We start from the raw sequence: 24,725 nt of genomic DNA, 5'->3' as shown, positions 1-24,725 counted from the left end.
TCACACGCTGGAACGGTCGGCGGTGCGCATCGCGTCGGCGATCGCTTCGGCCAGCGGATCGATCTCAGTGTCGCTCAAATCGGCGATGGTCAATCGGATTCCGGCGGACGTGCCGATCCGGAATCGGGATCCCGGTGCCGCCGCCCAACCCGCGTTGAGCAGCCGGGTGATCACGACCGTCTCGTCGGGCACCGGGATCCAGACGTTGAGCCCCGAGCGGCCGTAAGCGGTGATACCGCGGTCGGCCAACGCGCTGCGTAGCCGGGTCCGGTTGGCGGTGTAGCGCCGCTCCGCCTGGCCGATGAGACGCGACGCGGCCTCGTCGGACCACAGGCTCACCGCCAGGTCTTGCAGCAGATGGCTCACCCATCCCGGCCCGAGTCGCAGTCGTCCATGCACCCGCTCGACGGTGCGCTGATCTCCGGCGAGCACCGCCACCCGCAGGTCGGGGCCGTAGGCTTTCGATACCGATCGCACGAACGCCCAGTGGCTGCTCGATCCCGCTAACGAATGTATCGGCACACCGGAAATGCCGGCGCAGTGATCGTCCTCGACGAGCAGCAGGTCGTTGTCGCGGCCCGCCAACAATTCCCGCAGCTGCTCGGCGCGTTGCCCGGACAGCGCCGCGCCGGTCGGGTTTTGCGCGCGGGTGGTGACGATCAGCGCGCGCACGCCGCGGTCCAGCGCCCCTGCGACGTCGGAAACCAGTGGGCCGTCATCGTCCACACGCACCGGCTCGACCGAAAAGCCGAGTGCGGCGAGTAAATCCAGCAGGTTCGCCCAGCCCGGATCCTCGACAGCCACCCGGTCGCCGGGGCGCAGGTGCGCGGTGAGCGCCCGTTCAGTGCCGTCCAGCGCCCCGCTCGTGATCGCCAGATGGTCGGCCGGAATACCGTCGGCGGCCAGCGTTGTACGTGCGTAGTCGACCAACTCCGGCGACATGGCGGGGTCTCCGTACAGCACCGGAGCTAGATCCGAATAACGTTGTGGCACAGCAGCAATGGGTAGCAGTGTGGAGTCTGGATTGCCGGTGGAAAGGTCGCGGACGCCCACCGGGACGTCCAAACCGAGCAGCGAGCGCGGTGTGGTCGCGGGCCGGTGACGCACCCGGGTGCCCCGTCGCCCCGAGGTTTCGACAGCCCCGCGATCGCGCAGCAGCCGGTAGGCCGCGGCGGCGGTGTTGGCATTGACGCCGAGTCGCGCCGCCAGGTCCCGCACCGGGGGTAAGGCGTCGCCGGGCGCCAGCGCGCCCGTCGAGATTCCCTCTTCGATGTTGGCGGCTATCGACTCCGCGCCCGTCCCGGCTATGCTGTATTGCACTGGCACATACGACAGTATGTACTATTACAAAAAGAAGGACAACTCGATGGAAACCGCGTACCGCCGCACGTCTCGAACGACGCCCACCCGTTACTCCGACCGTGCCAGCTACGACCGCGAGACCGTCCATCGCATCCTTGACGAGGCCCTGATCTGCCACCTGGGCTACCTCAACGAAGGCCGTCCGGTGGTGCTGCCGACGACGCACGCCCGCCTCGGCGAGACCCTCTACCTGCACGGTTCCACCGGCAGCCGGCCCATGCTGAACGCGAGGGAGGCCCTATCCGTCTGCGTTACCGCCACCCTGATCGACGGGCTGGTGCTGGCCCGCTCGGGGCTGGAACATTCGTTTGTCTATCGCTCGGTGATCGTCGTCGGCGACGCACGCCTGGTCGATGACCCGGCGGAGAAGTTGCCGGCGCTGGCGGGGCTGCTCGACCACATCGCACCCGGACGCTCCACCGACTGCAGGGCGCCGAACGCTCGGGAGCTCGCCGCGACCGCGGTGCTCGCCCTGGATCTGGTCGAGGTTTCGGCGAAGGTGGCCCCGTTCGGGCCCACCGATGAGCCGGAGGATTTATCGCTGCCGTACTGGGCCGGCGTGGTTCCGCTGACCCTGACGGCCGGCGCACCGATACCGTCCGACGACCTGGATCCCGCTATCCCGGTGCCGGACTACCTAAACCACTACTCGCGGTGACGGACTAGGCCGTCGGCTCAGCATGGCTGGGCCGCTGAAAGTCCGCTGGGCGAAAATGACCGCTGCGCAACTTCTGTTCGATGTCTTCGAGACTGCGGCCGGTGAGGTCAGGCATCTTCACCAATACGAATACCCACGCCAAGACGTTGAACAGCCCGTAGAGCCACATCGTCTGGCCGACCCCTACCGCGTTGATCAACGTCAGCAGGGTCAGTGTGATGAACAAGTTGGTTGTCCACAGCGTCGCAGCCTGGGCGCTGGTCCCCGCACCGCGGACCGAGAGCGGATAGATCTCCGAACCAGTGAGCCATGCCATGAGCTGCAAGCCACCTGCGTTGAAGAACATGAATACGATCAGGCAGGTCACAATGAACGGAACATCGTCGCGATCACTGTGACCGGTGACGAACAACCCGCCCAGCACGAACAGAGATATCGCCGCCCCGGGGACCATCATCAGCGTGAGGCGCCGGCGACCGACGACATCGACGACGGACAACCCGGCGATCATCATAATCAGGTAGGTGACACCCAGGCCAACACTGACTTGAAGCGCCGTCGAGTGACTGAAACCGTTGCTGGTCAGGATAGTTGGCGCATAGTAGACGATCATTTCGATTCCGCTGAGCTGAGTGAATATGGCTATTCCGCAGCCGACAACCAACGCGGGACGAACCCATGGCCGCCGCAGGCCCCGCCATCCGCTCTCATGACGGGCTGCCTGACGTTGTTCGTCATCGATTGCGACTATGCCCGCCAACTCCGAATCAACGCTCGCGGACTGCCCTCGAAGTCGTTGCAGGACAGCGCGTGCAACCTCGACATGACGTCCCTGCTCCACCAGCCAGCGAGGACTCTCCGGCAATCGCCATGCCATCGCCAGCATCAGAAGCGCTGGCAGTGCGGCACAGCCGATAGCGATGCGCCACGATACTGATTGCGCAGCACCGACAATGGTGGCAATGACAATTCCGGTGCCGATTCCGATCTGGAACGTCAACACGAGGCGTCCGCGGTGATTGGACGGCGCAAGCTCGGCTATGTACATGGGTACCGTCTGGGTTGCACCGCCTACGGCGAATCCCAGGATGACCCGGGCGAGGGCAAGTTCCAGCGCAGCGGGCGCGAGCGCCGAAGCAAGCGAGCCCACGACGAAGACCAGCGACAGCATCATTACGGTCCTGCGGCGGCCGAATCTTTCACTGAGCTTGCTGCCCGCCAGCGCACCGATGATCGCTCCGGCCAAAATCGCGGAGGTCACCATCTCGGTGGTCTGGTCGTCCATCTGGAATTGAGCGCGGATCTGCAGTAACGCACCAGAAATGATGCCGGTATCGTAGCCGTAGAGCAGCGACGAGATCACCGACACCAAGGCACCGACCATCAATATCGAGGTGAACTTACCCTCGCTAGTCTCCTCAATTGTCGCCGTGAGCGGGCATGCGGATTGCCCGGAATTCTCGTCTAACTGATTCTCGTTTGAATCATTCTTGTCTACGTGTGAATCATTCTCGGATGAATCATCATCGTTTGAATTATTCCCATCGAGGCGTGGATCATTCACGTCTGAACAAACCCCGCCGGCGGGCTTTGACACCGTCATTTGTCGTAAAACTCCCGTCCAATCATCATTGATTAACGACGGCGTAGCGACGCCACCAGAACAGCTTGGGACTCTATAGTGTGTTGCGCGCCAAGGAAAGCCGTTCGCGCAAACAAGATCGACAACGAAACGAAAAGGATGGCAAGGCCTTCGATGCTGGCGCTAAAAGACATTTCTCTGCCGAGAATCATTCGGCCGGTACACGTTCCAGCCTATTCGCGTACCGACGTTACGCCCGCAATAGTGCATATCGGTGTCGGAGGATTCCATCGTGCACATCAAGCGTGGTACCTTGATCAACTCCTGGAGCTCCCAGATCAGCGGAACTGGGGCATCTGTGGTGTCGGTGTACTGCCCGCGGATCGGCGCATGGATGAGGTGATGGCCGCGCAGGATTGTTTGTACACGTTGAACATTCGCGGCGCTGATGGGACCTCGGAGCCACGGATCATCGGGTCAATCGTTGAATATCTGCATGCGCCGCGCCGCCCCGATGACGTCATCTCGAGAATGTCCGATCCGGCAACCCAAATCGTCACGTTGACCGTCACCGAGGGCGGCTACAACACTTCGGATCTCACCGGGGAATTCGACATGTCAAACCCTTCCATCACGGCAGACCTTCAGCCAGATGCCATACCGTCAACCACTTTCGGGTTAGTCATCGCTGCACTGGCGCGCCGAAAGGAACAGGGACTGGCACCCTTCACCATCTTGTCGTGCGACAACATCCCGGACAACGGTGCCGTCACTCGTACCGCATTCACCGCATTCGCGCAGTCATACGACCCCGCGCTTGGGGCGTGGCTCGAACAGCATGGAGCGTTCCCGAACTCTATGGTCGATCGCATTACCCCGGCGACCACTGACGAGGATATCGCCTTTGTACGTAACCAATTCGGTATCGACGATGCCTGGCCAGTCGTGGCCGAACCTTTCGCGCAGTGGGTGATCGAAGACCGCTTCGTCTCGGGCCGTCCACGCCTGGAAGACGTAGGAGCGCAACTGGTCGGGGACGTGACTCCGTACGAGGTGATGAAACTACGGCTGCTCAATGGCGGCCATCAGGCACTCTGTTATTTCGGATATCTCGCCGGCTACCGCTGGGTGCATGACGTGGCACAGGATCCGGTATTTGCAAAGTTCTTGTGCCGCTACATGGATACCGAGGCCACCCGCACGCTGCCAGCTGTACCGGGGATCGATCTGAGCGACTACAAACGCACTTTGATCGACCGATTCACCAATGCGGCTGTCGGCGACACGATCACCCGTCTGTGTGCTGACGCATCCAATCGCATTCCCAAGTTCGTGCTGCCCGTGGTCTGGGACCAGCTCCGCGCTGGCGGTGATATTGCATGCGCAGCCGCCATCATCGCGAGCTGGGCCCGCTATTGCGAGGGCATAGACGAAAACGGAGATCCCATCGACATTGCCGATCGCTTGGCACAGCAGCTGATCCCGACGGCGCGGCGTCAGCGCGATGACCCGACCGCCTTCCTTGGCAACCGGACCGTGTTCGGTGATCTCATCGACTCGTCACGCTTCGTCGACGCCTACCAATGCGCACTGCACAGCCTGTATACCCGGGGAGCCCGCGCGACAGTGGCAGGCCTGGCTGGCTAGATGGGATGCCGGCGCAACTCTTCGGCGAGCTCGGACGCGGTGGGGGGCTGTGCGCCCGGGCGCGTACAAGTGATCGCCGATGCCACCGCCGCGCGCCACAACGCTTGGGGAAGATCAAGCTGCCGCTGGTAGAAGCCCTCTAGAAAGGCCCCAGTGTAGGTATCTCCCGCGCCGACGGTATCGGCGACCCTCACCTTCAGGGGCGGAGTTTTCAGGGGGATATCGCTACCCCGCTGGAACGCCAATGATCCCGAAACCCCGCACGTAACAAGGGCAATCTGAATGCCCGGATGGTCGTGAAACCAGCGTGCGATCACATCCTCGATCGATTCTCCCGGATAAAGAAACTCGAGGTCTTCGGCGCTGGCGCGGGCAACCTCGGCGATGGATAACCACGGCGCAATGCGCTGAGCATACGTTTCCCGGTCATCGATAAGCGTCGGGCGGATGTTCACATCGAACGTGACGGGGGTGTCGGGATACCGATCGACGATCCAGCTACGCATCGCCTCACGGCCCGGCCAGAGCACACTCGCGAGCGAGCCCACCCAGATCACCGTGGGAGCGAGCACGGCATCAGGAAGTGGTGAGGACACCACGTCGTTGGCCGTGCCCTGCCAGTAAAAGCTGTACTGCGCGACGCCAAACTCATCAACTTGGGCGATGGCCAATGTCGTTGGGGCATCGTGCGTCATCACCAACGATTCATCGACACCCGCTTTGATGAGGTTCGCGACGCACTGCCGGCCAAACGCATCGTTGGAGACATGGGTGAGCAAGGCCGTGCGTGTACCAAGCTTGGCCGCGGCGATCGCCGTGTTGTATGGGCCACCCCCGGGAACTGATCGCCATAACGCCGACTGATCAACGACCGGGACCATGTCGACCAGCGTCTCACCACAGACGAGAACACCGTCTCTGCCTCCTACACCCACAGTTGGATGCTACCGAAGTTAGGCGGCGGAACCGCTGCACCGTCCATCTGATTCGTGTATTCGACTATGCAAGAATATGTTTCGTCTAGCAGCCGACGACCTGGCGGCCGCGATCCCGGCGCCGGACTACCTCACGCACGACCCGCGGTGGCGGACTACAGCAGCAGATACCGGTAGGCCGGCGAGCCCGGTTGCAGCTTCTCGATGTGAATCTCGGTCTCGCACATCCGGACCATTAGATCGTCCAGGTCCGCCGACGACCCCAGCTGAATACCGACCAGTGCCTCACCGGTCTCCCGGTTGTTGCGCTTGACGTACTCGAACAGGGTGACGTCGTCGTTCGGGCCCAGCACGTGGTCGAGGAATCGGCGCAGCGAACCGGGCTCCTGCGGGAAATCCACCAGGAAGTAGTGCTTGAGGCCGAGGTGGACCAGTGAGCGCTCCAGCACCTCGCCGTAGCGCGATACGTCGTTGTTGCCGCCCGAAATGAGGCACACGACCGTGGATCCGGGCTCGACTTCGGCTTCCAGCAGTCCGGCGACGGACAGCGCGCCCGCCGGCTCGGCGATGATGCCTTCGTTCTGGTAAAGGTCCAGCATCGCGGTGCACACCGCGCCCTCGTCGACCGCCGTGATCGACACCATGTCCCCCGCGGCGGCCAGCGCGGCATGCGTCAAGGTGCCCGCCCGGTTTACCGCGGCGCCGTCGACGAACTGGTCCACATGGCTCAGCGTCACCGGCTCGCCGGCCGCCAGTGCGGCCATCATCGCCGCGGCGCCGGCCGGCTCGATGCCGAGCACCGCCGTGTTGTCGGTCCGCTCGGCCAGGTAGGTCGTAATACCGGCGATGCAGCCACCACCGCCCACCGGAACCACCACCAAGCCGGGCTCCCCGACGCCAAGTTTGTTGAGCTGGTCCAGCACCTCGACGGCGATGGTGCCCTGGCCGGCAATCGTGCGCGGGTCGTCATACGGTGGCACCAGCGTCGCGCCGGTGCGCGCGGTGTCCTCGAGTGCCGCGTCGGCGGCCAGATCATAGGTCGATCCCCCCACGATCAGCTCGATGGAGTTGCCCCCGTGATAGCGGATTCGGTCGCGCTTCTGTTTGGGCGTTTTGGCCGGCACATAGACGCGGCCATGCACGCCCAGGACGCGGCACGCGTAGGCAAACCCCTGCGCGTGGTTGCCCGCCGAGGAGCACACCACGCCGGCGCCGGTCTCTTCATCGGACAGTTGCACCAGCAGGTTGTAGGCGCCGCGCAGCTTGTAGGAACGCACAACCTGCAGTTCCTCACGCTTGAGGTAGACCTGCGCACCGGTGATCGCCGACAGCCGATCGCTGAACTGCAGCGGCGTCGGCGTGACTACTGCAGCGATCCGCTCGGCGGCACTGTCAATGTCGGCCGCGCACAGCGGAGAAGTGCTCGGGGGATCGTTCAGTTCAGCGGACACCGATTAATGGTGCCACGCACCCCCGATCAGCTGCCTAGTCGGCTCAGCTCACCGGGGTCAGCACGAACACCGGAATCTGGCGATCGGTCTTCGTCTGGTAGTCCGCGTAGTCCGGCCACGCCGCCACGGCGCGCTCCCACCAGACGGCTTTCTCGTCTCCAAACACCTCACGGGCGTCGTAGTCGCGGGTGACCGACCCGTCTTGCAACTCGACCCGTGGGTTCTTGTCGATGTTGTAGTACCAGACCGGGTTCTTCGGGGCACCGCCGAGCGAGGCGACCACGGCGTACTCACCGTCGTGCTCGACCCGCATCAGTGGCGTCTTGCGGAGCTTGCCGGTCTTGGCTCCGATCGTGATCAGCAGAATGATGGGCTTGCCCTTCATATCCGCGGCCTCGGCCCCGCCGGATTCGGCGTATTTGTCGGCTTGTTCGCGGGACCAATCCCACGGTGACGGTTCGTACTCTCCGGTAAGCGGCATGTCCACCACTTTAGGCTCGATTCATCACCCTATGCATGGCGCGCAACCTGTTTGGGCCAGCGACCGCGGCGCGAATCACTGCGTCCGGGCGAGCTCGGCGATCGTGTTGACGCGTCGAGTCGCGGTCGCGATCTCGTCCGCGAACTCCTTGCGGCGCTTGGCGATGTTCTCCCGGTCGGCGCCGTCGACTAGCTCACGATGGCGCGCCAGCCGCAGCGCGGTCTTGAAGAGCTCCATCGACCTCGACTCGGCGCTGGCGATTCTGCGCTGCAGCTCCCACTGCTTGCCCACGTCGAGACATTCGGCGAGGAACGCGTCTTCGTCGAGCGACTCGTCTTCAAGGGCGGCCAGCCGGTCGGCGACGATGTGGTAGGCGTCCAGGAACGGCCGCAGCACCAGGTGCGCCAGCAGTAGATCGGCCGACTTCAGCAGCCCCCGCACGTCAGCGGCGGCAGCGGGCTTGCTGGTGTCCTCCACCGGTCCGATCAGCCGCACTTCGTCGGCCAGCTCCTTCTCGAACTGGGCACGGCCGGAGAACAGGAACTCGAACTTCAGCAACTCACGCAAGCTCAACGCCTCGTCGCGCACCGTCACCGGCGAAACCATGCCGTCGGCGGACTTCTCCGCGCCTTCGACGGCCGCCAGCAAGGCCGTTTCGGCGATGGCGCGATCGACCAAGATGTGGATCGCGGTATTGCGGTAGAACGCCGCGACCAGGTGCTGGTCCTCGCCGATCCCCCACACCGCTTCGGTGCCGGCTTCGTACACGCTGACCACGCCGGAGGCCACGAGCTGGTGCAACGTCCACCGAATCGTGGAGCGATTGGTCAGGTCCGCGGCACCGGCGACCGCCCAGTTTCGCGCCGTGATGTAGCTGGCTAACGGTTGCACGGTGGCCAGCACCTCGCTGATCGACAACCACCGGTCCGCACCCAGCAACGCCAGGTTCACCACCGCGGTGGGAGTCACCGCTGTCGCGCGGTTGATCCGGTGTTCGACGTCCAAAGCGATGCGTTCGATCTCGGTCCCGGTCCCCACTTCGTCGCCGCGCATCTCCTCGAGACGTTTGCGCAGCGGCAGCGGCTCGCCGAAGTCGAGGTAAGCCCGACCGAGCCGCTTGCCCTGCTGGCGGGCCAGGCCGACCAGGAAGCGAAGGTCTTCGGGCCGTTTCACCGCGCCGTAGGCTTCGGTGGTCATCGCCTCGACCTCGTGCAGCTGGTCGTACACGATCGAGGTCGGCACCAACAAATACACTTCGGGGCCGTCGATTTCGTCGACGGCGTCGGTGAGGTAGCGCAAGATGCCGAACACCGGAGGTCGCAGCTTGCCGGTTCGGGTCCGGCCACCTTCGATCGACCAGGTGAGGTTGGTGTGGTCTTGTACCAGCGCGGCAGTGTAGGCGCGCAACACGAACCGGTACACGGGAATGTCCTTGGTCTGACGCCGGATGAAGATCGTCCCGGTGCGCTTGGCAAAGCCGCCCATCGGGAAGAAGTTCAAGTTGGCCCCGCCGAACGTAAACGCCGCCGAAAGCCGGTTGGCCAAGATCATCTCCGGCAGCAGCATGCCGTCCAAGTACGACCGGTGCGAAAAGGCGAAAGCCAGCGTCGCTTTGCGATCCAGTGTGCGCAGCTGCGCAATCTGGTCCTCGTCGACCAGCACGTCGTAGGCCCGCATCAGCCAGCGGCTGAACCCGCGCCAGCCGTGCACCGCCCGCTCGTCCAGCGAGGCCGCCATCTCGCGCAGATACCCGGCCGCCTCGGCGCGCACGTCGCCGGCGTCGCGGCCCAGCTCGTCGGCCAGCTTGGCCAGCCGCTCGTCGTACCACGGTGCACCCAGCAATTGAGCTACGGCGGGCGGGTCGGTCGATAGTGGTGTCACTGATTCTTCGATAATTCCGCCGCGCTGCAACATCTTTCGCACCCCAACGCCGCCGAGTTCACGCGCTGTCGCGAGCCGCCCCCCGGTCACGCCGCTCGCACCGTTCTCGTCATTCATGTTCTCCTTCAGGTGTCGCCGGGTGGCGGAACCGGCATGTCACCAGCTGCGCGTGGTCCACATCCCCTCGGTGAGCGTACGTCCGTTGTCGGTGGCCACGGAACACAATTCGCGTATTCGCGCACCTCTCCGACAAGCCGGCCGGTGGGTGCCTAGTACGTTCGGATCATGCGTCCCCGACCCGGTAGGAACGCGAGTGGCCTCACGCCGCTCGAAGAGACCGCGTTGCTGACCCAATACGCCCGAGCGCTGGACAGCCAATGGGCCCAGCCGATTCTCGGCGACACGCTCGCCGCCGAAATCGTCGCAAAGATCGACTACGACTTCGCAGGTCTCGGCGTTCCCGCGAGCGTGGTGTGCCAGACCGCGCTGCGCGCCAAGATGCTGGACGAAAGGGTGCGCGCATTCACCGCCGAGCATCCGGACGCCGTCGTCGTCGACCTGGGCGCCGGCCTGGATTCGGGTCCATTTCGGGTGTGCCCGCCCGACACCGTCGACTGGTACAGCGTCGACCTGCCGGGTGTCAGCGCTCTGCGCCGCCAGCTGATGCCGACCAGCCCGCGAGCCCATGTGGTGACCGCATCGATGGCCGATCAGAGCTGGCCCAACACCATTCCCGCCAATCGGCCCGTGATGGTGATCGCCGACGGACTCTTCGCATTTTTGTCCGAACCGGTGCTGATCGGCGTCTTTCGACGCGTCACCACGTATTTCACATCCGGTGAACTGGCCTTCAACGACTACGGCCGGATCGGCCGGTTCACCCGGCTCACGGTCAAGCTGGCCCCGCAGCGGATGTTCAGCAGTGTCGGCGCCCAATGGGGCTACCTGGGGTTCGACGATCCCCGAGTGCCCGAAAAATGGAATCCGCTGTTGAAGCTGGTCGAAGAGGCCAGCCTGGCACACGCTCCCGAGGTTGAGCTGTTTCCGGGCTGGATTCGCCTCGCTACCAAGGTTTCCGGGATGTTCGAGGCGTCCGCCCGCAAAGCCCGGATCTTGCGCTACCAGTTCTAGGCCGGGTGGATGCCGCACGTGCAGGCGTCGATGGACGGGCAGGTGCAGCTCATCCCCCATTCGATGACGGCTCGCGCCCGAGCCAGTGCCGCCATCTGGTTGTCGATCTCGGCGAGCTTGGCCTCGGCGAGCGCGCGACTGGCGGGACGGCCCGGCGCCTCGTCGGCGAACAGCAACTGGATTTCTTCCAGCGCGAATCCCGCGGATTTACACAGCCGGATGACCTCGAGGCGGGCCAGGATCGAGCTGTCGTAGCGGCGGCGGCCGCCCAGGCGGGCGGGCGACGGCAACAGCCCGATCTGCTCGTAATAGCGCAGCGTGGTCGCGGCCACTCCGGCTGCGCGCGCGACCTCTCCGATCGTGAGCGTCGCCCGCGGGCGGGCGGGTGCCGCGGCAGCCATCGAACCTCCCAGCATCACAGCACTTGACTTCGAGTCAACTCGAAGTCGTTGACTGTCACCATGCATAGCAGCACACTCGGCGAGCTCAGCGACGCCCGTTACGCCCTGCTCCGATCGTTTCGGCGCGACGGCACACCCGCCGACACCCCGATCTGGTTCGCGAAGGACGGCGACGCGTTGGTGTTTCGGACCAAGGTCGGCCCCAAGACCAAACGGCTGGCCGCCCGCCCCGACATCGAACTGCGCGCCTGCGATTACCGGGGCCGGGCGCGCAGGAATGCCGAGACGGTGGCCGGTCGCGCCACGCTGCTGTCGGGCGCCGATGCCGAACGCGGCAACCGCCTGCTGCACGAGCGCTATGGCTGGCAGTGGAACATCGTGCCGCTGATCAAAATCCCGGGCGTGACCAACGTGCACCATAATCTGGCACTGCGAGAGAAGCTGCGCCGGGCGCGTGACCGCGGGGTGTGGGCCGACAGCGCAATCGTGCGGGTCGACCTTGCTTAGCGATCTTAACTGCCAAGGCAGCCCGGGCCGAGGAGTTCCTTGAGGTCCCCCATCAACGCCGGCGACGGTGTCACCCGCAGCGACTGATCGAGCTCCAGCGTGGTGATCCGGTCGCCGCTGATCAGCCGCAGGTGCACCTGCGAGGTTCCCGGATGGCGCGCCAACACCTGCTTGAGCGCACTCACCTTGTCGATCGTGCACTGCCGGGTGGGCAGGCTGACCGCCAGCGGCCGGTTCGGCTGAGCGTTGGAAAAGTCCGGCACCGCAAGCTCATTGGCGATCAGCGAGATTCGGTCGTCACGGATCGCGACCTTGGCATTGACCAGCACCACCGCGTCGTCGGCGATGTCGGCACCGAAGGCCGAGTACGCATGCGGGAAGAACATCACCTCGATACCACCGGTGAGGTCTTCCAATTGGGCTGATGCCCAAGGCATTCCGTTCTTGTTGACCCGCCGGTTCACCGAGGCCAGAATGCCGCCGACCCGCACCTGGGTCTCGTTGGCGACGTCGCCGTCGAGGATCGCGGGTATCTGAGTGTCGACCTGTGCGGACAGCAGGTGCGCCACACCATTGAGTGGATGCCCGGACACGTAGAGCCCCAGCATCTCCCGCTCCAGGGCGAGCTTGTGTTTGTCTTCCCACTCATCCTCGGGCACCCGGATAGTGAACACGTCCTCGGCACCGGCGTCACCGCCACCGAACAGGTCGAATTGTCCTATCGCCTCGGCCTTCTTGGTGCCCAGCACCGAGTCGACCGCGTCGGTGTGCACCAGGAACAGGCCCTTGCGGGGATGCCCCAGTGAATCGAACGCGCCCGCCTTAATCAGCGATTCAGTGACCTTCTTGTTGCACGCCGAGATGTCGATCTTGTTCAGATAGTCCGAGAAATCGGTGAATTTGCTTTTCTCGCTGCGGGTTTTGATCAGCGAGCCCACCACGTTAGCGCCGACGTTGCGCACCGCGCCCAGGCCAAAGCGGATGTCCTTGCCGACCGACGCGAAGTTCACCAGAGACTCGTTGACGTCCGGCGGCAGCACCGTGATGCCGAGCTTGCGGCAGTCCGCCAGGTAGACCGCGGCCTTGTCCTTGTCGTCGCCCACCGACGTCAGCAGCCCGGCCATGTACTCGGCCGGATAGTTGGCCTTCAAGTACGCGGTCCAGTAGGAGACCAGGCCGTAGCCGGCGGCATGCGACTTGTTGAACGCATACCCGGCGAACGGAAGGATGGTGTCCCACAACGCTTTCACCGCGCGCTCCGAGAAACCGTTGGTGGTCATACCGTCGTAGAAGCCCTTGTACTCCGCCTCCAGCACCTCGAGCTTCTTCTTGCCCATCGCCTTACGCAACGCATCGGCCTTGCCCATCGTGTAGGAGGCGACCTTCTGGGCGATGAACATGATCTGCTCTTGGTAGACGATCAGACCGTGAGTCTCGGCGAGGATTTCGCGCAGCGGTTCCTCGAGCTCCGGGTGAATCGGCTTGACCGCCTGGCGGGCGTTTTTGCGGTCGGCGTAGTCGTTGTGGGCGTTCATGCCCATCGGCCCCGGCCGGTACAGCGCGAGCACGGCGACGATGTCGTTGAACTCGGTGGGCTGCATCCGGCGCAGCAGATCGCGCATCGGCCCGCCGTCGAGCTGGAACACACCCAGAGTCTCGCCGCGACCCAGCAGCTCGTAGGTGAGCTTGTCATCAAGCGGTACGGATTCGAGGTCGAGGTCAATTCCCCTGTTGGCCTTGATGTTTTCCAGCGCGTCGCCGATGATCGTCAGGTTGCGCAGGCCCAGGAAGTCCATCTTCAGCAGGCCGATGGCCTCACACGAAGGGTAATCCCAGCCGGTGATGATGGCGCCGTCCTGCGGCCGCTTCCACAGTGGGATGGCCTCGGTCAGTGGCTCGCTGCTCATGATCACCGCGCACGCGTGCACGCCGGCATTACGGATCAGGCCTTCCAGGCCGCGCGCCGTCTGGTAGATGGTGCGCACGTCCGGGTCGGTTTCGATCAGGCTGCGAACCTCGGACGCTTCCTTGAACCGCTCATGATTGGGATCGGTGATGCCGGACAGCGGGATGTCCTTGGCCATGATCGCCGGCGGCAGCGCTTTGGTGATCCGGTCGGCGATCGCGAACCCGGGCTGCCCGTAGTGGATCCGCGCTGAATCCTTAAGGGCCGCTTTCGTTTTAATCGTGCCGAAGGTAATGACTTGAGCAACGCGATCGGAGCCCCATTTGTCGGCGGCGTAGCGCACCATCTCGCCGCGGCGACGGTCGTCGAAGTCGATATCGATATCGGGCGCCGACGGACGCTCGGGGTTGAGGAAGCGCTCGAACAGCAGACCGTGCGGAATGGGATCGATGTTGGTGATACCCATCGCGTAGGCCACCAGCGAACCCGCCGCTGAACCACGCCCAGGCCCGACCCGGATATCGACCGAGCGCGCGTAGTTGATCAGGTCGGCGACGATCAAGAAGTACGCCGGGAAGCCCTTGTCGCAGATGACCTTGATCTCGTATTCGGCCCGGTCGAGGTAATCCTGTCCGACACCGGAGGGAAACCGTCGCTGCAGCCCCGCCATCACCTCGTGGTGCAGCCACGTTCCCTGGTCGTGCCCTTCGGGCACCGGGAACACCGGCATCCGGTCGCGCGGCGCCCATACGTCGGCGTAGGACTGCACCCGCTCGGCGATCAGCAGGGTGGAATCGCAGGCGCCGGGCACCTCGTCGTCCCAGATCTTGCGCATGTCGGCGGCCGACTTCAGGTAGTAGCCGTCGCCGTCGAATTTGAACCGGTTCGGATCCGACAGCGTCTTGCCGGTCTGCACGCAGAGCAGCGCCTCGTGGTTGTGGGAGGCGTCGCGGGTGACGTAGTGGCAGTCGTTGGTGGCCAGCGGCGGGATGCCGAGCTTGCGGCCGATCTCGAGCAAGCCGTCGCGGACCCGTTGCTCGATGGACAGGCCGTGGTCCATCAGCTCCAGGAAGTAATTTTCGGGACCGAAGATCTCGCGCCACTTGGCGGCGGATTCCAGCGCCTCGCGGTCGTGCCCCAGCCGAAGACGCGTCTGCACCTCGCCCGATGGGCACCCGGTGGTGGCGATGATGCCCTCGCAGTGTTCGGCGATGATCTCGGCGTCCATCCGCGACCACTTGCCGAGCTGGCCTTCGAACGACGCGAACGAGGACAGCTTGAACAGGTTGCGCAGCCCGGCGGCGTTTTCGGCCACCATCGTCATGTGCGTGTAGGAGCCACTGCCCGAGACATCGTCGGACTTCTGGCCCGGGTCGCCCCACAGGATTCGCTTCGTGTCGAAGCGCGAAGCCGGCGCGATGTAGGCCTCGACGCCGATGATCGGCTTGATCCCGATCTTGGTCGCCTCGTTGTAGAACTCGCTGGCGCCGAACATGTTTCCGTGGTCGGTCATCCCGACCGCGGGCATCCCAAGCCGCTGTACCTCGGCGAGCATCGGCGTGATCTTCGCGGCACCATCCAACATCGAGTACTCGGTGTGGTTATGCAGGTGCACGAAGGAGGATTGATTCATAGGGACGCCAGTCTATGACTGAGTGCCGACGCTTCCTCGGCGTGTCGCGGGGCGAGTCTCGAGCCGTTTATCCGTACAGCTCGACGAAGTTCTTCAGCGACTTCTCGACATCGCCTTTGACGGCGCGCGCCGCCGCCGATCCGACCGGCCCGAACAACGCCCGACCGCCCAGTTCAAGGCGCAAACCGAGGGTCGAACCGTCCCCGGTGGGCCGCACCGTCAGGGTGACGCCGTATTTGGCTCCGCCCTTGCCCGAGCCCGACATCGCGACCTCGCGCGGCGGGTCCCATTTGGTCACCGTCCAGGTCACCCGGTTGCGCATGCCCTTGGCGCGCGCCACGCCGATGATCTGGGTGCCCTCGGCGATCTCGTCGGGCAGGTCGCTGCGCCACCCCTCGTGCATCGTCAGCCAGTCCCCCAGGTCCGCCAGATCGGCGACGTGGTCCCACATGTCCTGCGGGGACATCGGAACGTCGGCGTTGAGCTCCACAGCGGCCATCAAGCAAACCTAGCCCGTGCGGCCACCCGGCGAGGTGCGCTCAGAGCTTTGATTGTGCGCTCAGTGGCTGGGGCCGCCACGGAATCGGTTGCCGATGCGGATCGCCGGCAGCAGCAGGCTACGTGGTGTGTACCTGCCGCCGTTGCTGACGACCTTGGGCACGACGCCGGGAACGACGGTGCGCTTGCCGCCCAGCATCCCGCCGATGGCGGCTTCGGCGACGTCTGCGGGCGAGACTTGCGCCATGGGCACGCTGAACCGCTTGGCGTTGGCGATCTCGGCCCACTCGGTGGGTACCGGGCCCGGGCACAGCGCGGTTACCGACACCCCCGTCCCGTGTAGCTCCTCGTGCACGGCTTCGGAGAATGTCTGCACAAACGCCTTGGTCGCCGAGTACACCGCCATGAACGGAAGCGGCTGAAACGCGGCGATCGACGCGATGTTCATCACCGCCCCCGCGCTCCGCTCGACCATGCCAGGCAGTGCCGCGTGGGTGAGTTCCATCAACACCAGCGCGTTGAGCGTGACCTCTTCGCTCTCGCGTTCGATCGGCAACTCGTGAAAGACCCCGCTGGTGCCGAAGCCGGCGCTGTTGCACAGGCCGGCCATCGGTTCGGTGCGCAGCCGACCGGCCAATTTCGCGCGCGCCTTGGTGTCGCTGAGGTCCAGCGGCATGACCTCAACGGCGACCGAGTGTTCCTCGCTCACCTGGTTGGCGATCTCGTCGAGACGCTCGCGCCGCCGCGCGACCAGCAGTAGCGGGAAGCCGCGCCGGGCCAGGCCGCTGGCCAGCTCGGCACCGATGCCCGAGGAGGCCCCAGTGATGACAACCGTCGTCTGATTACCGGCTTTAGGAAGGCTCATGACGTCACCAATGAATTCCGCGAGTTGCCTGCACGAACGTCTCACTTCGTCTGTCGAATTGCGATGGGTCAGTGGAGGATTCACTGCCCTTGGCGGCATGGGAGTCGTCGAACATGCCGAAGGCCCGGTTACGCACGCGATCCATCACATTCGGGTTGACGGCATCGGCGACGGCGGCGAATTGCCCGAACGGTGAACTGGCCCGCCGCGGCCGGTGCACGATCGCGTCGGTAATCACCCCCGCAGCCTGATCCGGCGTCAGCGCTGGGAACTTGTCGTACATCTTGGTCGGGCTGATCATCGGGGTTCGCACCAGCGCCATGTGCACGGTGGTGAATCGAACATCGTCGGTCACGACTTCGGCTTGCAGTGCGTCGCAAAGACTGTCCAGCGCGGCCTTGCTGGCGATGTAGGCGCCGAAACGCGGTGCGCGGGTCTGCACGCCGACGGACGAGACGTTGATCACCTGCCCGAAACCACGCTCGCGCATCCCCGGGATGAACTTGAGGATCAGCTGGACCGCGCCCAGGTAGTTCAGCTGCATGGTCCGCTGATAGTCGTGAATCCGATCGTAGGAAAGCTCCAACGACCGTCGGATGGACCGACCCGCATTGTTGATCAGGATGTCGACGCCGCCAACCTCGTCGAGCACCTTGTCCGCCATCACGGCGATGGCGTCCATGTCCGACAGGTCGCATGGGTAGACGTGGGCAACGCCGCCGTCGCTGCGGATCTCGTCGGCGACCTTCTCGAGGTTTTCCGGTGTGCGAGCCACCAACAGCACGATTCCGCCGGCTTGCGCGATTCTCTTCGCGGCGGCCTCCCCGATGCCCGACGAGCCCCCGGTGATCAGCACGGTCCTACCTTGGACGGCATCGCTGAGCGAGCGCCCTTGCACCGCGTCAAGCAGATTCCGCAGATAGAACGGCCGATATCGGCCGGCCGAGTTGGGGGTGTTGATGATGTTGGAGACCACCGCAAATGGCTTTTCCACCAAGTTCGTTAAGTCGCCAAGGTTCATCGGTTGTCGCTCCTGACGGTAAATGGTGTGACGTGAGTCATACAGCCAACCTAGGGCATCGGCCGACCAGGACCGCAAATCGCCCACCCGCGAACGGCGGCGCGGCTCTCACGCGGTGTCCGATGATCTAGCCACCCGTCGGCAATCGGCTTGTTACTTACGGCAATCCGAGCGTGATCGCGGACTAACTGACGGGCAACGCCGCGATGTTCGGATGGTGGCATGAAACTACGGGCACAGTTCAGCAACTCGGAGCCGGCAACCATCTACGCCCGGATCGGCGGGCATGAGGCGCTCGAAGTCGTCGTCGAAGACTTCTACGTGCGGGTGCTTGCCGACGATCAACTGTCCGGCTTCTTCACCGGAACGAACATGAACCGCCTCAAAGGCAAACAGGTCGAGTTCTTCGCGGCCGCACTCGGCGGCCCGGAGCCCTATACCGGCGCCCCGATGAAGCCGGTGCATCAGGGACGCGGTATCACCATGCACCACTTCAACCTGGTGACCGGGCATTTATCCGACGCACTGGCCGCCGCCGGGGTCTCGCCGAAGACGGTGGTGGAAATCATCAGCGCCATCGCACCACTGGCTCCCCAGATCGTCTCCGGCGAGGCCAGCACCGCCAAGGTCTGAGCCGGGCCACCGGCGAATTTTCCGGCATCCGGGCGTGTCGCGCGTGGTTGCCGCGGTGCAGCCGGTAATCAGCAGGTATGAGGCCGATCGCAGTCATCGCCGCGGCACTGCTTGTGGGCGCGTGCAGCTCCACAACCAACCACCCGGTGTCCAGTTCGCCCGGGCCCACCAGCTCCAGTCCCGCTCCGATCGCCGGGGCCCTGGACTGCACCAAACCGGCGAACGCCGCGCAACAGCTGGTCTGCAGCGACCCGCACCTGACCGACCTCGACCACCGGCTGCAGACCGCTTACCAGCAGGCGCAGGCCCGCCCCGGCGCGGATCGATCCGCACTGACGACCGCGCAGACCAGCTGGGCGACATCCCGCGATAACTGTGCCCGCAACGCCGACGTCCACACCTGTGTGCTGGAGGCCTATGAGACCCGGCTGGTTCAGTTGGCGATCGCCGACCCCGCCACAGTGGCCCCGCCGGTCGTCACCTACCACTGCCCCGCCGACGCCGGCCCGCTGACCGCTCAGTTCTACAACCAGCTCGATCCGCAGACAGCGGTGCTCAACTGGAAAGGGGCGCAGCAGATCCTGTTCCTGCTGCCGTCGGGCAGCGGCGCCAGATATGGGCGGCAGGGTTCGGAATACTGGGAGCATCAGGGCGCGGTCACACTTGATTTCAACGGCACCAAGTTCGTCTGCTCGACGTCCTGATGCCCGACAATGCTTAGCGTGGGCCGCACATTTGAAGATCTGATCGCAGAAGCTGATTCGGCATCCGTGGACGGCTGGGACTTCTCCTGGCTGGATGGCCGGGCCACCGAGCAGCGACCGTCGTGGGGCTACCAACAGCTGATCAGCCGACATTTCGCGGCAGCTTCGGCCGCGGTGGATCTGCAGACCGGTGGCGGAGAGGTGCTGGCCGGCGCCGGACCTTTCCCGCCCACCATGGCGGCCGTCGAGTCGTGGCCACCGAACGTCTCGCTGGCGACCAAGCTGCTCCATCCCCGCGGTGTGGTTGTGGTGGCCACGCCGGACGAGTCGCTGCTGCCGTTCGCTGACGAGGCATTCGACCTGGTGACCAGCCGGCATCCGCACACCGTGTGGTGGTCCGAGATCGCCCGGGTGTTGCGTCCCGGCGGCACCTACGTGGGCCAACACATCGGACCCGCGACGGCGGCGGAGTTAGTCGAGTACTTCATCGGACCGCAGCCCGAGGCATGGGCTCTCCGGGACCCGGACAACGAAAGCGCGGCGGCGCGGGCAGCCGGACTGGAGGTCGTCGGTATGCGTCTCGAGCGGCTGCGCCAGGAGTATTTCGACATCGGCGCCGTTGTCTACTTCCTGCGCAAGGTGATCTGGACGGTGCCGGATTTCACGGTTCAGCGCTATCGCGATCGGCTGCGGGAGCTGCACGACCGCATCGAATCCGACGGGCCCTTCGTCGCACACGCCGCTCGGGTTCTCGTCGAAGCCCGCAAGCCCGGCTGATCACCCCTCGTCGCGCAACACACCCAACGCGTGCTCCAGGTCGGCCGGGTACGGGCTGACGAACTCCACCCAGCGCCCGTCGGCCGGATGGGCGAACCCCAGCGACCGTGCGTGCAGCCATTGACGTTCCAGGCCAAGCCTTTTCGCGAGCTTCGGGTCGGCCCCGTAGACCAGGTCCCCACAGCACGGATGGTGCAATGCGGCAAAATGCACCCGAATCTGGTGGGTGCGACCGGTTTCCAGATGTACATCGAGCAGGCTAGCGGCGACGAACGCCTCCACCGCGTCGTAGTGGGTGATGCTGTGGCGGCCACCCTGGGTGACCGCGAACTTCCACTCCCCGCCCCGGTGCCGCCCGATCGGCGCGTCGATCGTCCCGCTGGACGGGTCCGGATGTCCTTGCACCAGAGCGTGATAGCGCTTGTCGACGGTGCGCTGTTTGAACGCCCGCTTGAGCAGGGTGTAGGCGCGCTCGGAGATCGCGACCACCATCACCCCCGAGGTACCGACGTCGAGGCGATGCACGATGCCTTGGCGCTCGTGCACACCCGATGTGGTGATCCGGTAACCCGCGGCGGCCAGGCCGCCGAGCACCGTGGGCCCGCTCCAGCCCACCGAGGCGTGCGCGGCTACCGCCGGCGGCTTGTCGACCACGACGATGTCGTCGTCGGAGTACAGGATTGTCATGCCCTCGATTTCGACCGGGGTGTTCTCCGGCGGCGCCGGCGCCTCGGGCAACCGCACCGCCAGCCAGGCGCCTGGTGTCAGCCGGTCGGACTTTCCGGCCTGCACACCGTCCAGCTCGACGCCGCCATCTTCGGCGATCGCCGCCACGGCGCTGCGTGACAGGCCGAGCAGGCGGGACAGTCCGGCATCAACACGCATGCCCGCCAGTCCCTCCGGAACGGGCATCGAGCGGTCGGTCATTCGGTTTGGTCGGCCTTGCCCCGGCCCCCGGATGTCGCGTCGGCCTTACGCCGACCCACATTGTCGAAGTCGAAGCCGAAAACGGAGAGCACGACGAGCAGGATCGCACCGCCAACCACCGACGGGTCGGCGACGTTGAACACCGGCCACCAGCCGATCGACAAAAAGTCCACGACATGGCCGCGTAGCGGCCCCGGCGCGCGGAAGAAGCGATCGACGAGGTTGCCCATGGCGCCACCGAGGATCATGCCGAGGCCCACCGCCCACCACGGTGACACCAGCCGCCGTCCCATCCAGAAGATGCCGATCACCACACAGGTCGCGATCAGCGTCAGCATCCAGGTGTATCCGGTCGCCATCGAGAAGGCGGCCCCCGAATTGCGCACCAAAGTCCAGGTCACGGTGTCGCCGACGATCGACACCGGCTGCCCGGGCAGCAGCAGTCTGACGGCGAGCACCTTGGTCACGACGTCGAGCGCCAGCACGACGGCCGCGACCGACAGCAGCAGGCGTAACCGTCTCGGAGCTGGCTGCGGCGCAGGGGTCTCGGGCTCTTTCACTTCCCCGGACGTTGCAGCCTCCCCCGCTGACGTCACCGGCTCAGCCGATCCTGTTGGTTCTTCGGGCACTTCCCTATCATCCCCTAGCGCTCGGCTTGCTCGGGTGCGGCCTGGTCGCCACGGCCCATGCGGAATGATTCGACTATGGGTCGCATCACCGTCATCACCACCGGTGGCACGATTTCGACCAACACCGGCGCCGACGGCGTGCGCCGTCCCAGCCGCAGCGGAACAGACCTGACCTCCGGTCTCGGTGTCGACGTCGTCGACCTGATGGCGGTGGACAGCTCGGAGCTGACGGTCCCCGACTGGGACCGGATCAGCGGCGCCGTGCGGGCCGCCGTCGACGACGGCGCTCAGGGCGTGGTCGTTGCGCACGGCACCGACACGATGGAGGAAAGCGCCCTGTGGCTCGACCTCACCTATGCGGGCAACGCCCCGGTCGTGCTGACCGGTGCCATGCGCAGCGCCGATGCGCCCGACGCCGACGGCCCGGCCAATCTGCGTGACGCGGTGGCGGTGGCGAACAGCCCGGCCGCAGCTGGCCTCGGCGTGCTGGTGTTGTTCGCCGGCCGGGTGCTGCAACCATTGGGCGTGCACAAGGCGGCTACCCAGGATCTGAGCGGCTTCGCCGGCGAGTTGGTCGGCACGACGACCGGCGGCGTGGCGCTGACCAGCGCCAAGATTCGCCCCTACCTGGGCGAGCTGCGGGCTGGCGACGCACCGCGGGTCGACATCGTCGCGGCCTACCTGGGCAGTGATTCGGTGGCCCTGGACGCCTGTGTGGCCGCCGGGGCGCGAGCCGTAGTGCTAGAGGCGCTGGGCTCGGGCAATGCCGGGGCCGCGGTGGTCGACGGCGTCCGCCGGCATTGCGCCGACGGCATCGTCGTCGGGGTGTCCACCCGGGTTCCCGGCGGCGGGGTCAGCGCGGGCTATGGTCCCGGTCACGACCTGGTCGAAGCCGGTGCCGTGATGGTGCCGCGGCTGCGCCCGCCGCAGGCCCGGGTGCTGCTGATGGCCGCGCTCGCCGCGCGGTTACCGGTCGGCGATGTCATCGCCCGCTGGGGCTGACTCGTCGGCGGGATCCTGGGCGCGCAGCGCGCCCAGGTAGTCCGGCCAGTCCAGGGAGTCGACCGGGTTGGCGCCGACCAGGCCGGCGGTGCCGGCGGGGAATGTCTTGGCCTGGCCCGGCCCGCTGCTTCGGGTTTCGAATCGCACGGTGACCACGCCGTGACCGGCGCCCTGCACCCAGCCGTGCCCAAGCTCGCGGTGCTCGACATCGTCGCCCACCCGCCACGGCGAGGCTTCGGCAGCCGGCGCGAACATGGCCTCCGTCGCGGTTTCTGTTGCCGCTTCGAAGGAGTGCGCAGCCTCCGTCTCCGGCGCCGCCAGCTCCAGATCCGGAAACAGCGACTCCTGGCGGACGTCGCTCAAGCCGGAAAACCCAACGCCGAGTAGACGAATGGGCCCGATCTCGCGCGGATCGAGCAGCAGTCGCCGCGCCACCGCGATTAGCGAGGCGGCCTCGGCTGTCGCGTAGGGCAAGGTCGCCGAGCGGGTCAGCGTGCTCATGTCGGACTTCTTCAGCTTCACCGTGACGGTGCGCGCGCCGCGGCCGTCGCGGACCAGGCGTTGGTGCGCATGCTCGGCGATCGGATCGATCGCGTTGTGCAGCTGCTCCAGGCTGGTCAGGTCGACGGCGAAGGTGGATTCGGCGCTGATCTGCTTGGCTTCGGCACGCTCGGCGACGGGGCGATCGTCGATGCCGCGCGCCAACCGGTGCAGCGCCGGCCCGACCGTCGCACCCAGGATATTGGCCACCTCCGCATCGGTCAGCGCGGCCAGCTGCCCGATCGTCTCGATGCCAAGCCGGTTCAGCTTCTCCTCGGCCACCGGGCCGATTCCCCACAGCCGCCGCACCGCCAGCCCGTCGAGCAGCAACCGTTCCTCGGCGCGCCGCACCACCCGGATACCGTCGGGCTTGGCCAGCCCCGACGCGATCTTGGCGATCTGCTTGCCCGAGCCCGCCCCCACGGACGCGACCAACCCGGTCTCGTCGCGCACCCGTCGCCGCAACCCTTCGCAGAACTCCTCGACATCGTGCGCCGACGCCCCGGCGAGCTGCGAGGGCTCCCCGAACGCTTCGTCGAAGGACAACTGCTCGACGACGGGCACCACGCCGCGTACGGCATCGAACACCCGCCGGCTGGCGATCCCGTACACCACGCCGCGCGGCGGCAACACCACCGCGGTCACGCCGATCATCCGGCGGGCCTGATGCATCGGCATGGCCGACCGCGCCCCGAACACACGCGCCTCATAGCTCGCCCCGGCCACCACCCCGCGGCCGCCCAGCCCGCCGACCAGCACCGGCCGGCCTCGCAGGGTCGGCCGGGTCAGCTGCTCGACGGAGGCGAAGAACGCGTCCATATCCAGGTGCAGCACCCATCGGGACTCCACAAGACCGATGCTATGGGGCTAACGTTTTCCACATGGCCATGAACCTCGCGCACCGACGGATCTGCAGCTCGGACCGCTGGGCCAAAGCAGTCGAAGACGACCTGCTGCCGTGGGCGCTGGCCGAGGTAGACCTCGGCGACAACACTCTGGAAATCGGGCCCGGCTACGGCGCGATCCTAAGGGTGTTGGTCGACAAGACGCCGAAGCTGACCTCGGTCGAGATCGATACCCCGATGGCGCAGCGACTGCAGCGGCTGTACGGCGATCGGGCGCGAATCATCAACGGCGACGCCACCAACACCGGATTGCCCGCCGAGGAGTTCAGCTCGGTGGTGTCGTTCACGATGCTGCACCACGTCCCGACTGTCGAACTGCAGGACCGGTTGTTCGCCGAGGCCTTCCGCGTGCTGCGTCCCGGTGGGGTCTTCGCCGGCAGCGACAGCGTGACATCGCTGCGCTTCCGGATTCTGCATTTCCGCGACACCTGTAACACCGTTTCGCCGGACACCCTGCCGGATCGCTTGCGCGCGGCTGGATTTAGCGATGTCGAGGTCGAGGTTCGCGATGGCAGGCTGCGCTGGCGCGCGGTCAAAGCCTAGTGGCGATGTATTCCGCGATATCGCGCACGCGGGCATTCGTGCCGCTGACATGCAGACAGTCCGGGATCCGCAACGATGCTTCCTCAGCTACCGGACCCTGCCGCTT

23 protein-coding genes are annotated in these 24,725 nt (G+C 65.5%); 9 read left to right on the top strand and 14 right to left on the bottom strand.

Annotation, left to right across the window (positions count from 1 at the left end; genetic code table 11):
- Positions 1-1,326 (bottom strand): aminotransferase class I/II-fold pyridoxal phosphate-dependent enzyme, encoded by a 1,326-nt coding sequence (locus tag H7K34_RS18190; protein ID WP_264063381.1) that lies wholly within the window; start codon positions 1,324-1,326, stop codon positions 1-3.
- Positions 1,327-1,366: 40 nt separating this feature from the next.
- On the opposite strand from H7K34_RS18190, the gene H7K34_RS18185 reads away from it, so the two are divergent.
- A complete protein-coding gene (locus H7K34_RS18185; RefSeq protein WP_264063606.1) occupies positions 1,367-2,020 on the top strand; it encodes a pyridoxamine 5'-phosphate oxidase family protein in 654 nt (217 codons plus the stop codon).
- 4 nt (positions 2,021-2,024) lie between these two features.
- Here the strand turns inward: H7K34_RS18185 and H7K34_RS18180 are convergent, their stop codons facing one another.
- Positions 2,025-3,617, bottom strand: coding sequence for a sugar porter family MFS transporter (locus H7K34_RS18180; RefSeq protein ID WP_264063380.1), 1,593 nt, complete (start codon positions 3,615-3,617; stop codon positions 2,025-2,027).
- A 159-nt stretch (positions 3,618-3,776) separates the two neighbouring features.
- On the opposite strand from H7K34_RS18180, the gene H7K34_RS18175 reads away from it, so the two are divergent.
- On the top strand, positions 3,777-5,249 hold the full coding sequence (locus tag H7K34_RS18175) for a mannitol dehydrogenase family protein (RefSeq protein ID WP_264063379.1): 1,473 nt from the start codon (positions 3,777-3,779) through the stop codon (positions 5,247-5,249).
- On the opposite strand, the gene H7K34_RS18170 is transcribed toward H7K34_RS18175, so the two are convergent.
- The 4 genes from H7K34_RS18170 to H7K34_RS18155 form a co-directional block, all read right to left on the bottom strand.
- Positions 5,246-6,184, bottom strand: coding sequence for a carbohydrate kinase family protein (locus H7K34_RS18170; protein ID WP_264063378.1), 939 nt, complete (start codon positions 6,182-6,184; stop codon positions 5,246-5,248). The two genes, H7K34_RS18175 and H7K34_RS18170, sit on opposite strands and share 4 nt — an antisense overlap.
- Before the next feature lie 155 nt (positions 6,185-6,339).
- Complete coding sequence (gene ilvA, locus H7K34_RS18165; RefSeq protein WP_264063377.1) at positions 6,340-7,635, bottom strand: threonine ammonia-lyase IlvA; 1,296 nt, start codon at positions 7,633-7,635, stop codon at positions 6,340-6,342.
- Positions 7,636-7,678: 43 nt separating this feature from the next.
- Positions 7,679-8,116 (bottom strand): nitroreductase family deazaflavin-dependent oxidoreductase, encoded by a 438-nt coding sequence (locus tag H7K34_RS18160; RefSeq protein ID WP_108922853.1) that lies wholly within the window; start codon positions 8,114-8,116, stop codon positions 7,679-7,681.
- A 75-nt stretch (positions 8,117-8,191) separates the two neighbouring features.
- Positions 8,192-10,114 carry a lysophospholipid acyltransferase gene (locus tag H7K34_RS18155; RefSeq protein ID WP_264063376.1) on the bottom strand — a complete coding sequence of 641 codons (1,923 nt, stop codon included), beginning with the start codon at positions 10,112-10,114 and terminating at the stop codon, positions 8,192-8,194.
- Between the two features lie 168 nt (positions 10,115-10,282).
- Here H7K34_RS18155 and H7K34_RS18150 point away from each other — a divergent pair, with 168 nt between their 5' ends.
- A complete protein-coding gene (locus H7K34_RS18150) occupies positions 10,283-11,128 on the top strand; it encodes a class I SAM-dependent methyltransferase (RefSeq protein ID WP_108922851.1) in 846 nt (281 codons plus the stop codon).
- Here H7K34_RS18150 and H7K34_RS18145 read toward each other — a convergent pair.
- Positions 11,125-11,529, bottom strand: coding sequence for a MerR family transcriptional regulator (locus H7K34_RS18145; protein ID WP_264063375.1), 405 nt, complete (start codon positions 11,527-11,529; stop codon positions 11,125-11,127). The two genes, H7K34_RS18150 and H7K34_RS18145, sit on opposite strands and share 4 nt — an antisense overlap.
- A 60-nt stretch (positions 11,530-11,589) precedes the next feature.
- Between H7K34_RS18145 and H7K34_RS18140 the strand changes: the two genes are divergently transcribed.
- Complete coding sequence (locus H7K34_RS18140; protein WP_264063373.1) at positions 11,590-12,036, top strand: PPOX class F420-dependent oxidoreductase; 447 nt, start codon at positions 11,590-11,592, stop codon at positions 12,034-12,036.
- Positions 12,037-12,041: 5 nt separating this feature from the next.
- On the opposite strand, the gene dnaE is transcribed toward H7K34_RS18140, so the two are convergent.
- The 4 genes from dnaE to H7K34_RS18120 form a co-directional block, all read right to left on the bottom strand.
- Positions 12,042-15,575, bottom strand: coding sequence for a DNA polymerase III subunit alpha (gene dnaE / locus H7K34_RS18135; RefSeq protein ID WP_264063371.1), 3,534 nt, complete (start codon positions 15,573-15,575; stop codon positions 12,042-12,044).
- A 67-nt stretch (positions 15,576-15,642) separates the two neighbouring features.
- Positions 15,643-16,074, bottom strand: coding sequence for a type II toxin-antitoxin system Rv0910 family toxin (locus tag H7K34_RS18130; RefSeq protein WP_264063369.1), 432 nt, complete (start codon positions 16,072-16,074; stop codon positions 15,643-15,645).
- Between the two features lie 60 nt (positions 16,075-16,134).
- Positions 16,135-16,938, bottom strand: a complete 804-nt coding sequence (locus H7K34_RS18125; RefSeq protein ID WP_264063368.1) for an SDR family NAD(P)-dependent oxidoreductase — start codon at positions 16,936-16,938, stop codon at positions 16,135-16,137.
- A gap of 4 nt (positions 16,939-16,942) precedes the next feature.
- Positions 16,943-17,959 carry an SDR family NAD(P)-dependent oxidoreductase gene (locus H7K34_RS18120; protein WP_264063367.1) on the bottom strand — a complete coding sequence of 339 codons (1,017 nt, stop codon included), beginning with the start codon at positions 17,957-17,959 and terminating at the stop codon, positions 16,943-16,945.
- Between the two features lie 222 nt (positions 17,960-18,181).
- Between H7K34_RS18120 and H7K34_RS18115 the strand changes: the two genes are divergently transcribed.
- From H7K34_RS18115 to H7K34_RS18105, 3 genes are all read left to right on the top strand, one after another.
- On the top strand, positions 18,182-18,592 hold the full coding sequence (locus H7K34_RS18115) for a group I truncated hemoglobin (RefSeq protein ID WP_108922839.1): 411 nt from the start codon (positions 18,182-18,184) through the stop codon (positions 18,590-18,592).
- A 77-nt stretch (positions 18,593-18,669) separates the two neighbouring features.
- Positions 18,670-19,296, top strand: coding sequence for a lysozyme inhibitor LprI family protein (locus H7K34_RS18110; RefSeq protein ID WP_264063366.1), 627 nt, complete (start codon positions 18,670-18,672; stop codon positions 19,294-19,296).
- Between the two features lie 18 nt (positions 19,297-19,314).
- Positions 19,315-20,073 carry a class I SAM-dependent methyltransferase gene (locus H7K34_RS18105; protein ID WP_264063365.1) on the top strand — a complete coding sequence of 253 codons (759 nt, stop codon included), beginning with the start codon at positions 19,315-19,317 and terminating at the stop codon, positions 20,071-20,073.
- On the opposite strand, the gene H7K34_RS18100 is transcribed toward H7K34_RS18105, so the two are convergent.
- Together H7K34_RS18100 and lspA are read right to left on the bottom strand one after the other, a co-directional pair.
- Entirely contained in the window at positions 20,074-21,000 is a 927-nt protein-coding gene (locus H7K34_RS18100; RefSeq protein ID WP_264063364.1) for an RluA family pseudouridine synthase, read from the bottom strand.
- Complete coding sequence (lspA, locus tag H7K34_RS18095; RefSeq protein WP_264063363.1) at positions 20,997-21,629, bottom strand: signal peptidase II; 633 nt, start codon at positions 21,627-21,629, stop codon at positions 20,997-20,999. Before lspA ends, H7K34_RS18100 begins: the two co-directional genes overlap by 4 nt.
- A 75-nt stretch (positions 21,630-21,704) precedes the next feature.
- On the opposite strand from lspA, the gene H7K34_RS18090 reads away from it, so the two are divergent.
- Positions 21,705-22,631, top strand: a complete 927-nt coding sequence (locus H7K34_RS18090; RefSeq protein ID WP_108922828.1) for an asparaginase — start codon at positions 21,705-21,707, stop codon at positions 22,629-22,631.
- Here H7K34_RS18090 and H7K34_RS18085 read toward each other — a convergent pair.
- On the bottom strand, positions 22,596-24,020 hold the full coding sequence (locus tag H7K34_RS18085; protein ID WP_457852190.1) for a DNA polymerase IV: 1,425 nt from the start codon (positions 24,018-24,020) through the stop codon (positions 22,596-22,598). The genes H7K34_RS18090 and H7K34_RS18085 overlap by 36 nt on opposite strands.
- 32 nt (positions 24,021-24,052) lie before the next feature.
- On the opposite strand from H7K34_RS18085, the gene H7K34_RS18080 reads away from it, so the two are divergent.
- Positions 24,053-24,619 carry a class I SAM-dependent methyltransferase gene (locus tag H7K34_RS18080; protein WP_264063362.1) on the top strand — a complete coding sequence of 189 codons (567 nt, stop codon included), beginning with the start codon at positions 24,053-24,055 and terminating at the stop codon, positions 24,617-24,619.
- Positions 24,620-24,725 lie beyond the last annotated feature (106 nt).

The sequence above is a fragment of the Mycobacterium montefiorense genome (assembly GCF_025823255.1).
Classification (GTDB): domain Bacteria; phylum Actinomycetota; class Actinomycetes; order Mycobacteriales; family Mycobacteriaceae; genus Mycobacterium; species Mycobacterium montefiorense.
The sequence above is the reverse complement of the archived record's forward strand: the minus strand, read 5'-3'. Positions and strand labels throughout refer to the sequence as shown.